This window comes from Candidatus Thermoplasmatota archaeon (assembly GCA_034660695.1).
GTDB lineage: Archaea > Thermoplasmatota > E2 > UBA202 > DSCA01 > JAYEJS01.
On record JAYEJS010000037.1, the window covers coordinates 1 to 11,865 of the forward strand.

The window sequence follows — 11,865 nt, forward strand, 5'->3', positions numbered from 1 at the left end:
CATCCCATCCCATGGGTTCATCAAATTAGGATGGGATTCTCTTATTTTTTACGAAATTTTTTGAGCTACGAGGTATCTCAAAAATGGTTAGCCTTTTATATGATGAAGCCTAATCTGTATCTACCTACAGATTTACTGATTGAACAAAATTCCTGGTGTTTTGCATAAGAAAACAATAAAGCCGCTCATTTTCCCTTTAACTCTTCTCTGATATATCCGAACATCTTCTTTATATTGAGCGTGTCCATAAAAAGATCGAAGTCTTCTCTTTTGAATTCCCTCATGACGAATAAAATAGCAAAGTATACTGCCATACCAAACGCCGCTACACCAGCGAGTTCGTACCATCTCCCAATGTATGTAACCTTATTTACGTGATATAAAACAAATGCTGTTACTCCTGTTGCCATTCCGTGAAAAATGATCCTATAATTTCCTTTTATGCCCGTTACTCTCCAGGCGACTATCCTTATATATGTCAGTCCAACAATGTAGGATACCACCGTTGCTATTGCTGCCCCCTCTCCTCCCAAGCCAGCCAGCTTTAATCCCATGCTTTTAATGTCTCGTGGAATTAATATAAGGTTAAGCAAAACATTGCCTACAGCCATGAGCACGACTCTATTTCTATTCAAAGTTGGCATATCCATTCCAGACAGTTGCGAGGAGTAAGGTCTTGACAATGCTTCAATTAAAACAAAGAAGGGCAAAATTTGTAGAACAGGCAGGGCAGGCATATATTTATCACTGAGCAGAATGTGAATTATCGGCTCCGCCAAAAAAACCATGATAACGACGATAGGAAATACAATCATGCTCAGGTAACGTTCAGAAAGCAGGGTCAGTTTCTTTATCTCCTTCATATTATTCTTTGCATGATGTTCTGATATGGTCGGGAATAAAAGCATTCCAACAGCCGTTACAAATAAAATAATGAACCTGGACAAATTAAAAATGGCAAAATATTCCCCGACTTGCCGGGCACTCCAGAATAACTGGATGAAAACTTTGTCTATATTTGCCATAATGATAGCAGATGCTGAGGCTATCGCCATTGGTACGGCGAATTTTGAATAATCTTTGAAGTACTCAAGTGATGATTTGCTGACTGAATATTCTCTGAAAAAAAGCAATGCAATTATAAAATGAAATATCTCGCCAAAAACATAGGCATACGCCAAAGCCAATGCACCAAGCCCATAAAAGGCAACAAAGATTGTTACTATGACCCTCGCAAATGTATACCCAAAAAGGGGGAGTTGAACCTTGGCAATCTCTTTCCTTGCATTAAAAGTGGAAATCATTGACTGGGTTAAAACAAGTAAAGCGAAATATGCAAGCATGACGTACACTGTCTGCTCATGCAACGGAGATTCAAAGCCCCTGCCGATAACGTATTTCCATATGGCTATCGACAAAATGACAACGCTTGCCATAAATCCCGCCAAAAATAGTTTAACTGAAATAAATGTCCCGATGCATTTCCTTAAATCTTTTCCTTCTGAAACTCTTTTGACATGGGCAGAATCAAAGCCCAGATTGCCAAAGACCGAAAATAAGGCAACAAAACCATAGGCAAATCCAACGACTCCGTATTCCCACGGATCCATGTACAATGCAATGAACTTCAAGCCGATGTAACCCAATATGCTGTTAGCAAGTTGTGTGGCAATTATCAGTGCCGACTTCCTTGCAATCATCGCCAGTGAATATTTTCCCGATTTAAATAACTAATTAACATTTTCTTGACAGCAATTTCATTCTAGATATCCGAGTTCTTCCAGTTTTTTTAATACCTTTTCTACGCTTTCCTCGATGCTTTCTTTATCCGTTTCCAGTATTAGCTCCGGATTCTCTGGCTCTTCATAGGGGTCGTTGATGCCCGTAAAATTTTTTATCTCCCCGTTTAACGCTTTCTTGTACATTCCTTTAATGTCCCTATCAATGCATTCTTCCAAAGAACATTTTACATATACTTCCAGAAATTTGCCGATTCCCTCCCTACTCTTGCGTCTTCGCTCTTTGTAAGGGGAAACAAAAGAGGTGAGAACAATAATGCCGTTCCGTGTTAGCAGCTTTGCAACAAATGTAACTCTCTTGATATTTTCGTCCCTGTCCTCCTTTGAGAACCCGAGATCGTTCGTGAGGCTTTTCCTTACGATATCCCCGTCGAGTCTCTCCACTCTATATCCCTTCTCTCTCAATTTTTCTGCCACGCTGTCCGCAATAACTGTTTTGCCGGAACATGGCAGGCCCGTAAACCATACTGTCACTCCTTTTTGTTTCATTTTATCATTCCTCGTTTTTTACGTTTCTATACAGACTGGAATCCACGGCACTGGCTGCAGACTCCACGCTGAGCATTCCATCCAAAAACTGGTTAATTCTTTCTATCTCCCCTATAGGGTTTTTTATGACATCCCTATACCGTACGATCAGGTAGTCTATGTCGTCTCTCTCTTCCATAAGACCAACTGAAAAAGCATCCAATTTCTCAAACAGCGGTTTTTCCCTCTCCCGGTCTATAGGTCCTGACATTTTCTCCATAGAATCCATTACCTCGTCGATGTCTCTTGTCATATATATTATTCTGTAATGTCCCTCGGGCAAAAACTTGAGACCATAGGCGGTTATTTTTACAAACATTCCATCATATCTTTCAAAAGGAAAAGATCCATCCCTAAGTTTGCTTATTATCTTTCCCCCTTCAAGTTCATAGTATCCCTTCGGATTATGGTAATCTGGAATCCTTGAGTCATCAAAGGCAATGGACATGCCCCCTCTGTACAATATCTGCATCATCATCGAGGTTCCGGAACGCTCTATTCCCGATACGATATAATTCACCATTTCCGCCTTTTTAAAATATTCACTATCTCGTTCACAAATTTATCACATTCATTTCCTGGAACAATCGCTCCCATAACATTTTTTTTGCCGCCTGCCACATATCCTTTTTTTACAGCCGTTTTTATGAGGTCTAGGCAATCTTTCCCCCGTATGTACAACTGACAATCATTCTGGAAATATCCACGGTTTATTACAATCACGTATTTTTTTTTGTCCCATAGCCTTCTTGCGACAGTTGAGATTATGTTATATTTGCAGTCCATTTCTTTTATGAGAATGCCATCCACCTTTCTTCCGTCAGAATTCAATGCTCCCTCTATTTCCTTGTTTACTGTTCCCCTGTTTTTTCTCCATTTTTCATTATTTGTTACGTAAGCTTTTACATCCCCGGCTTTTGAAATATTGTCAACAGCCCGCTCCACTTCTTCCTTGTCCCCTATCTTGTAATTCGAGTCTATCAAACCGACCATGGTATGCATTTCTTCAAAAGTAATGGCTGTTTTTTCCATGAAATCCTGCAATTTTTTGTAAAATCTCGTGGTCTTCAGCCGCTCTTCCCAATCGCCCACAGCACCAAGAAATGACAGTATGCTATCCTTTCTGTTAAGGATATTGCCTACAACCCACGAGGTTGAAGGACAATCTTCTTCATCTTTTCCTTCCAGGACAGGATTTACGTATTCCACACCATCAATTTTTTTGGTTAGGTGATGATCAAAAACTTTGACGGGAGATATATCCGCCAGTGCCATCAAACTCCTTTCGTGCAACGCCATATCAACGACATACATCTCCTCAAATTTTTCTTCCCTAATTTTTTTTATCTCATCTTCCTCCAGAAAATAATTGCCTATCTTCGGAGTGATATTTTTTGTATGTCTATCATAAAGTAAGGCAGCAGAACATATGCCATCCGTGTCCCAGTGGTGAACGATCAATCTGTTTTTTGGCATATATACCTCACCATACAAACGGATTTTTACTTCGGAGGATTACCTCCGCAACTTCTTCCCTCATCATCATGCTTGGAGGTTTCTTTCCTTCCCTCAGTAGCTCCCTTATCTTGCTCCCGCTGAAATTAATATGATGCTCCTTCCCATGGGGACATACTTTATCATTGACAACGCTTCCGCATTTTTTGCAGTAAAAGAAAGAGAGAAAAAACAGGGGAATTATACCCAAGTCTGGAAATTCGCCAAAAATCTCATGTGCTTCGTATGGGCCGTAATAGTTCCCAATGCCTGCATGATCTCTCCCGACAATGAAATGCGTACATCCAAAATTTTTTCTCATTATTGCGTGGAAAATCGCTTCTCTCGGGCCAGCATATCTCATCTCTGTCTGGAGGACCGCCAGAACAACCCTATCTTTTAGATAGTAATGTTCCAGCAATGCTTTATACGAGTCCAGTATAATTTCATCAGTAAAATCTCCTTTCTTTTTTTTGCCCATAATCGGATTTATAAAAATCCCATCAACAAATGTTAATGCCGTCTTCTGTACATACTCATGTCCGATGTGAGGCGGATTTCTTGTCTGAAATGCCACGATGTCTTTCCATCCCTTCTCTTTAAAAAGAATCCTGGTCTCCATAGGAGACAATGCATAATTTTCAAACGGGCTTTTCCCATCCCTTACAAGAGCGATTTTTCCTCCGAGCAGGAAGTCACCCATTTCACATAGCTTTTTCACTCCGGGGTGCTCTGCATCTATTGTTTTAAAAACTTGTTGCGCAGCCTCTTTCTTATCATATGTATAAATGTCTTCTATTTCAAATGCTGCCAGCATGCCATTTTCACTTTCGAGCAGCACTTCGTCTCCTTCTTTATACTTTTTTTCTTCCATATCGAGGAGAATGGGAATTGTCCACGGAACATCGGTAGGAAGGCGTTTATGAAAAAGGACATCCTCATATTCATTTTCGCACAAAAATCCTTCGAGAGGGGAAAAAACACCATGGGCAATGTTTTCTATATCTTTTGCCACATTATTACTCACATGAATTTTTTCCCAGTCGCTGACATCCTTATTTTTTTCTATCCTATGGATAAGTTTTCCGCCGTGTGGTTGTTGCATGTTATCAATCAAGATATCCAAGAGCCCTTAGGCGTTCTTTCACTTTTTCTTCGTCTTCCTTACTGAAGGCTTCCTCTTCATCATCATCCATATTTGCTATCACCTCTCGAAGCACATAAGTGACGTAACCTGAAACGGAGGTGAATCCAGTTCCTTTTATACGTTCCTTTATTTTTTCTACGAGAGGTGTTGGTATGGAAACAGTCGTATACTTTTTATCGTCCATATTATCACCCACTCTGTAATTAAATATCATTATAAAAGTTTTGCCCCGATGGAAAGACACTGTATACAACCAGTTTCTCAAAGAAAAGGGAAAGTTTACCAAGTTCTTCGAATTGGTAATATGGCTTAAATTCACCGATAAGTTTTTTGATGTTGCCCAGCGTTGAAAGTATTATGTATATTTTTCCTCCAGAATTTAAGTGATATGATGCACCTCCCAAAAATTTTTCCGTTATCTCTACACCGTCTTTTCCTCCCTCCCATGCCTCTTCTGTCTTATCACTTGGAAGGTGGGGCGGATTGAAAATAATAACATCAAAACTTTCCTTCACATTTGAAAATAAATCACTTTGCCTAACGGTTAGTTTTATGCCGTTGTTATCTGCGTTTTCCTTTGCGTTTTTTACGGCTTTTTCATTTTTATCAACGGCAGTTACAACAGCTCCTTCCTTTGCCGCATGTAATGCAATTATGCCGGTTCCTGTCCCCATATCAAGAACTCTTTCTTTTCCCACGTTTATGCATTGTATGAGAAAGTATGAATCTTCGGAAGGGGGATAAACCCCGTCATTTACCCTTACCTTTATGCCCGTGTCAATTTCCATGCGGATAAATTCTTTGCGTATTATTATTTTTTCCTTATCACCTGCTGATGTAAACATGCTTTTGTGCTTTTGGAAAGTATTCCTTTTGTTACGAAAGAATAGTTCCCCGAATCGGATATTGAATACGGAATTCATGGCAAACTCCGGTGGTGGTCAGCCCGATACGAAGACCCGCAGCCCTGGGCCGGAATAGTTTAAATCTCTTTTTCTTTTCCTTCAGTTAGGGCGGTAAAATGATCCATTCCTTCCCTTGCCCCCCTTGCAAATACTATGTCTCCTTCTTTTAAAATGGTGTTTTTATCCGGATCGTATATCCATCTGTTTTTTCTTTTTATGGCGATTATCCACATACCAGTCTTTGATGCAAGCTCGATATCCCCAAGCTTTTTGTCTTTTAGAATCGATGACGGGGCAACAGTCGCTCTGACAAATACTTCGTCTGATGCAAGAACACTCTCTTTTATTATCGGATGTAGTTCCACATCTCTCAATTCAACATCTGCTATCTCTCTTGCACTATCTGCTATCATTTCAGAGCATATCGCAAGCTGAATCATCGCAAGCGCATCGTTCACTTCCAGCTCTTCATTTTTCACATCCCTTATAGCAAGTCTTTGAAAATTATCGTTTAGTACATCCATAAATTCTTCCAGTTCGTATACCTCTTCTGCTAGGTCCCTGCTGTCATATATAACTGAAGAATATGCCAAATCTACCATAAATGCAGCCTTCTCTTTCAGTTCCAACAGCATTTTTTCAGCTTCCTTCTCACTCATTCCAATACCCCTATCTCTCCTTTAAAAAATTTGTTGAGTTGATCGAGCCCCTTTTCCGGCCCTACCCCTATTACAACATCCCCCTTATTCAGCGTTATATCCTTTGGATTGTACAACCATCTTTTCCCCCTTCGTAACGCTATGATTCTGACACCTGTTTCCGAGGCTACATGAAGTTTTGACAGACTCACCCCTACAACTGCAGAGTTTTCTTCGATGGTCATTTTCCTTATCATCTCATCAGACTCCTTTAAAAGCCGGGGGAGCAAAGGGTGTTTCAGCTTTACCGAGAGAAGTTTTACTATATCTCCTGCCGCATTTGATATTGTTTTGGCCGCCTCAGCCATCTGTAAAATGCCCGAAAGTTTTTCTGCATCTTCCTTATCACGTGCAGCAAGCATTGCCATGATGCGCATCTGGTAATTCAGTTTTTCCATATGCACTTCAAGATATCTCACTTCCTCTGCTATATCCGAATTATTAAAAAGAATGGCAGAGTAGGCAAGATCCACCATAAGTTCCGATGTATTTTTCATCTCTATGAGCAGTTCCTTTATACTGGTGGGCTTATACTCTATTTCCTCAAATTCTACTTCTTTCCATTTTGGCACTTTCATTTTCTGAACATATAATCTGATGATATTTAAATATATATCGAAAGATGGGATAATTTTATAATCAGTTATACATTCCGTATGCTACGGTGAGAAATTGATGAAGGCTTACATATTGATACAGGTATATGTTGGAAAACTGGAGGAAGTGCTTAATAAGCTAAGGAAGATAGAAAGCATAGAAAGCATTGCCGTAACTACTGGGGATTATGATATCATAACAAAAGTCGGCGTTGAGAGTTTGGAGGAATTGATGGAGGTAACGGATAAAATACATCTGGCGGGAGACATAAAAAGGACAATGACATCTGTCATAGAGAAAGAGATAAAATTATGAAGATAGGAATACGAAAGAAATACCTGTTCTATACCCTGCTTATCATCTCTTCATTGATAGCAACTGTGACCACGTCAATAGACAGTATTATTTCCTGTTTCTACATCAAGAATCCATGGATTTTTGGCATGTCCATATTTTTTGTGGGTGTAATTATTACTATTCTCTTATCCATATTTCTGTCAATACCATTTGGAGCCAAAAGCATTGGTTCAAGAATAGACCCCTCTTTCAGAAGGGTAAGGCTGATAAAAAAAGAAGAAATAGGTTACCATGTCATGGCTGGAATTGGCAATACAGTCACCACTTTGGGATACTTGTACATACTTTCCGTCTTTGTTGATCCCTCTGCAGTGCTCCCATTTTTCCAGGTTGTCATCCTTTATCTTCTTATTGTGGAGTCTTTATCTGAAAAAGATCCGCCAACGCTGGCAGAAGCCGAATCATCAATCATAGTCACCTTCGGTGCGATAATGTCCTCCATTTCTTTATCAGGAGAACTAAATCTAACAGCATTGCTTGTTATATTTCTTGTTATAAATCCAGGATGGGTTATTCTGGCAATACACCAGAGAAAATTGAAATTAATGAGAATTGATGAAAGGCCCAATGATTCAATTAATATAAGGCTTTGGAATATTATTTTCACAGCCGTATTTACATCGATTATTGTATTTTTTTATAACAGGAAATATTTCTTTGAATCTATCAGGGCGTCATGCAAATATTATCCGTGGCTATCGCTTACCATGGGTGTAACCTTTTTTTCATATATCCTGTACATACGGGCATTGGGTCTTGGCAAGGCAAGCATTTCCCAGGCGGTTAAAGCATCTACAATAATTTTTTCCATACCGTTTTCAATCCTTCTTTCACGTTATATGGATTTTTCTTTCTCTGCAAGCCCCACCCTTCTCATCATAAAGCTGATGGGTATAATACTCGTAGTGCTGGGGGTTGCAACCTTTGCTTTAACGGAAGTAAAGGCATATGTTTTTATAGATGCAAAAGGAGGGCATTCAATAAAAGAACTGATGCAGGAGGTATGGGGCATAAGAGGTATAACAGCCATATCCGCCCTTGCAGGAAACCACGATATGCTTGCAAAGATACGTATCAGGACGTTGGGGAAGGGGTATGAAAGGATAATAAGGAAACTGGAAGGAATAGAAGGAATCGAAAGGCTCAGCTGGCAATCCATACTCAAAGAATGGGAGAAGATTTAGGCATTTTTATATACGGAAAAGCAATAGCAATAGCAATGAGAACGGGGCTGATAGGCGGTACGGGTATTTATTATTTTGACGGCAATCCTGTAGATGTTGAAACACCTTACGGAACAGTTGAATTAACGCACGCTGTTAGAGGGGATAAAGAAATATTTTTTCTTCCCAGGCATGGAAAAGGGCATGGTAACCCCCCTCACAGAATAAATTACAGGGCAAATATACAGGCACTTAAAAATTGCGGGGTTGAAAGAATCATCGCCGTAAGTACCGTCGGCTCAATGAAAAAAAAGATACGGGTTGGCAGCCTGTTTATCCCGAATGATTTTATAGATTTCACAAAAAGAAAATCTACCTTTTTTGATGATGAAGTTGTCCACGTGGACATGAGCCGGCCATTCTGCCCCGAAGTAAGGGAGGCATTGCTAAAAACGGCGAGCAGATGCAACCCAGTTTTTGAAGGGGTGTATGCCTCAACGGAGGGACCGCGCTTTGAAACAAAAGCAGAAATAGCCATGATGGGCAATTTTGCGGACGTTGTGGGTATGACACTTGTACCGGAGGTAACGCTTGCCCGGGAAAGGGGAATGTGTTATGCCTCTCTCTGCATTGTTGCAAATATGGCTGCCGGCCTGCAGGAAAATTTGCCCGCCGATGAGATAGTGGCTATATACGAAAAAATGAAGAAGACTGTCATGCTTGTTGTCAATGAGGCAGTTGATAATATTCCTGATGAAAGGAAATGCAGGTGCATGGATGCGGTTGCCCGCGGGCGTATGTGAGCAAAGTTTTTATTGTGGCTTTTTTCTTTTCAGGGAGTGACTGAATACGTAACGCATCAACACACCGACGAGGAAATTTATGAATTACTTGTCTCCGAGGTGAGGGAATGGTTCAGAAGCAAATACGGGACATTTACGCCCCCCAGAGATATGCTGTAAAAGAGATACATGATGGAAAAAACACTCTTATTTCGTCGCCAACCGGCTCTGGAAAAACGCTGTCAGCATTTCTTGCTGCAATAAATGAGCTATTTCTCCTGGCAAAAAAAGGCGGGCTTGAGGACAGAATTTATGTCTTGTATATTTCCCCGCTCAAGGCCCTGAACAACGACATAGGACGCAATTTGAAGGGGCCGCTAAAAGAAATTTATTCAATGCATGCCATAAAGGATAAGATAAGAATCGGCGTGAGAACCGGGGATACAACCCAGAAAGAAAGGCAGCAGCAGGCAAGAAAACCTCCCCATATATTCATAACAACTCCAGAAAGCCTTTCCATTGTGTTAAATGCACCAAAATTCTCGCAGAAATTGAAAGAAGTTAAGTGGATTATAGTGGATGAGATTCATTCCCTGGCAGATAATAAGAGGGGCTCGCATTTATCAATTTCTCTGGAACGCCTGGTTCATAGAATGAGAAAAAAACCGATTCGTATAGGTCTTTCGGCAACTATTTCTCCCATGAAAGAGATTGCAAAATTTCTGGTAGGCACGAGGAGGAAGTGCCGCATTGTCGATGCAAATTTTTTGAAGAAAATAGACATAGATGTTTTATCCCCCGTGGACGATTTGATATATACCCCGGCATCAGAATCGTCAAATGCTCTGTATAACATCTTAGATGAATTAATATCAAGCCATAGAACAACCCTCATTTTCACAAATACACGAAGCGCAACTGAAAGAGTCGTATTCAATTTAAAGAACAGGTTCAAAAAATATGAGGGTGTGATAGAGGCTCATCACGGCTCATTATCAAGGGATGTACGGGTGGATGTTGAGGAACGGCTGAAAAATGGCGAGTTGCAATGCGTCGTTTCATCAACCAGCTTGGAACTGGGGATAGATATAGGTTATATCGATCTTGTCATTCTGCTCGGTTCTCCGAAAAGTGTTACAAGGGCGTTACAGCGAATTGGAAGAAGCGGCCACTTTTTGCACGAGGTTTCAAAGGGAAGGATAATTGTTCTGGGCAGAGATGATCTGGTTGAATGTACCGTTCTTGCACAGGAGGCAAAAAAAGGCAGGCTTGATAAAATAAAAATCCCCAGAAATGCTCTTGATGTGCTTGCCCAGCATATTGTCGGCATGGCCATAGAGAAGCAATGGACGGTGGACGAGGCATTGCGTGTAATAAGGAAAGCATATCCTTACAGTTCTCTGCCAAAGAAGGATTTCATAAAACTTCTCCATTATCTGGCGGGCGAGTACGAAGAGTTGGAGGGAAGAAAGATATATGGAAAAATATGGTTTGATAAAGTGGAAAATAAATTTGGGAGAAGGGGCAAAATGGTCCGTCCCATATATTATCTGAATATTGGAACGATACCTGATGAAGTTGCTGTACGGGTTTATACAATTTCAAGACAATACATAGGAAAAGTGGAGGAGCCATTTGTTGAGAGATTAAAAAGAGGGGATATATTTGTACTTGCGGGAAAAACATATGAATTCGTAAAATCAAAAAAAATGAGCATTTATGTCACTCCCCGTCCTGATGCTTCCCCCACCATCCCTTCGTGGTTTTCTGAGCAACTCCCGTTGAGTTATGACCTTGCAATGCAGATAGGCTCTTTCAGAAGAAAAATGGAGAGAGAGATTAAGGAGGAAAAATCTGGCAGAAAGGCAGACAATGCAATAAAAAATTACTTCAGGGAGCAGATTCATTTCTCAATACCGAATGACAAAAAAATTTTGGTGGAAGTGTTCAAACGAGAGGGATACAGACACATCATTTTTCATACGCTTGTGGGAAGGCAGGCAAATGATGCACTTGCAAGAATATTTGCATATCGGCTGTCAAAAATGAAGGGCTTGAATGTGAGACTTGCCATAACTGATAATGGATTTGATATGGTATACCCGTCGGAAATGAAAGGCATATCGGATGATGACATCAGAACCATTTTTTCATCAGAAGATATGGAAGAACATTTGAAAAAAGCATTGAGAAACACGGAAATGCTGAAGAGGAGATTCAGACATGTTGCCACACGTTCGTTAATGGTTTTAAAAAATTATCTGGGACATTAGTCTCTACGAATAGGAATTTTTCCTGAAAAATTTCGACATTTTTTATAAAGAGCAATGTCTTATCTCTTGGAGTGGGATGAGATGACACTTTATGAATTTGGACAAAAAATTCGCAAAGCCAT

12 protein-coding genes and 1 pseudogene are annotated in these 11,865 nt (G+C 40.2%); 4 read left to right on the forward strand and 9 right to left on the reverse strand.

Annotated elements, in window-relative coordinates:
• Positions 1-185: 185 nt before the first annotated feature.
• The 9 genes from U9O96_01870 to U9O96_01910 all read right to left on the reverse strand — a co-directional run bounded on the left by U9O96_01870 (position 186) and on the right by U9O96_01910 (position 7,149).
• Positions 186-1,700, reverse strand: a complete 1,515-nt coding sequence (locus U9O96_01870; protein ID MEA2053855.1) for a flippase — start codon at positions 1,698-1,700, stop codon at positions 186-188.
• 57 nt (positions 1,701-1,757) lie between these two features.
• A complete protein-coding gene (gene cysC, locus U9O96_01875; GenBank protein ID MEA2053856.1) occupies positions 1,758-2,288 on the reverse strand; it encodes an adenylyl-sulfate kinase in 531 nt (176 codons plus the stop codon).
• Between the two features lie 4 nt (positions 2,289-2,292).
• The gene (locus U9O96_01880; protein ID MEA2053857.1) at positions 2,293-2,850 is read right to left on the reverse strand and encodes a sulfotransferase domain-containing protein; all 558 of its coding nucleotides are present in this window, start codon (positions 2,848-2,850) and stop codon (positions 2,293-2,295) included.
• Positions 2,844-3,803, reverse strand: a complete 960-nt coding sequence (locus U9O96_01885; GenBank protein ID MEA2053858.1) for a DHH family phosphoesterase — start codon at positions 3,801-3,803, stop codon at positions 2,844-2,846. The genes U9O96_01880 and U9O96_01885 overlap by 7 nt, the downstream gene beginning before the upstream one ends.
• A 7-nt stretch (positions 3,804-3,810) precedes the next feature.
• Complete coding sequence (gene sat / locus U9O96_01890; GenBank protein ID MEA2053859.1) at positions 3,811-4,926, reverse strand: sulfate adenylyltransferase; 1,116 nt, start codon at positions 4,924-4,926, stop codon at positions 3,811-3,813.
• Positions 4,927-4,930: 4 nt separating this feature from the next.
• Positions 4,931-5,152 (reverse strand): CopG family transcriptional regulator, encoded by a 222-nt coding sequence (locus U9O96_01895; GenBank protein MEA2053860.1) that lies wholly within the window; start codon positions 5,150-5,152, stop codon positions 4,931-4,933.
• A gap of 19 nt (positions 5,153-5,171) precedes the next feature.
• The gene (locus U9O96_01900) at positions 5,172-5,756 is read right to left on the reverse strand and encodes a HemK2/MTQ2 family protein methyltransferase (protein MEA2053861.1); all 585 of its coding nucleotides are present in this window, start codon (positions 5,754-5,756) and stop codon (positions 5,172-5,174) included.
• A gap of 194 nt (positions 5,757-5,950) precedes the next feature.
• Positions 5,951-6,532, reverse strand: coding sequence for a TrkA C-terminal domain-containing protein (locus tag U9O96_01905; GenBank protein ID MEA2053862.1), 582 nt, complete (start codon positions 6,530-6,532; stop codon positions 5,951-5,953).
• Entirely contained in the window at positions 6,529-7,149 is a 621-nt protein-coding gene (locus tag U9O96_01910) for a TrkA C-terminal domain-containing protein (GenBank protein ID MEA2053863.1), read from the reverse strand. Before U9O96_01910 ends, U9O96_01905 begins: the two co-directional genes overlap by 4 nt.
• Positions 7,150-7,246: 97 nt before the next feature.
• Here U9O96_01910 and U9O96_01915 point away from each other — a divergent pair, with 97 nt between their 5' ends.
• The 4 genes and pseudogenes from U9O96_01915 to U9O96_01930 all read left to right on the forward strand — a co-directional run bounded on the left by U9O96_01915 (position 7,247) and on the right by U9O96_01930 (position 11,737).
• Positions 7,247-7,483: an Lrp/AsnC ligand binding domain-containing protein gene (locus tag U9O96_01915; protein MEA2053864.1), complete on the forward strand. Its 237-nt coding sequence runs from the start codon at positions 7,247-7,249 to the stop codon at positions 7,481-7,483.
• Positions 7,480-8,709: an Lrp/AsnC ligand binding domain-containing protein gene (locus U9O96_01920; GenBank protein ID MEA2053865.1), complete on the forward strand. Its 1,230-nt coding sequence runs from the start codon at positions 7,480-7,482 to the stop codon at positions 8,707-8,709. The genes U9O96_01915 and U9O96_01920 overlap by 4 nt, the downstream gene beginning before the upstream one ends.
• A complete protein-coding gene (locus U9O96_01925) occupies positions 8,694-9,491 on the forward strand; it encodes an MTAP family purine nucleoside phosphorylase (GenBank protein MEA2053866.1) in 798 nt (265 codons plus the stop codon). Before U9O96_01920 ends, U9O96_01925 begins: the two co-directional genes overlap by 16 nt.
• A gap of 36 nt (positions 9,492-9,527) precedes the next feature.
• Positions 9,528-11,737: pseudogene (locus tag U9O96_01930) on the forward strand (ATP-dependent helicase).
• Positions 11,738-11,865 lie beyond the last annotated feature (128 nt).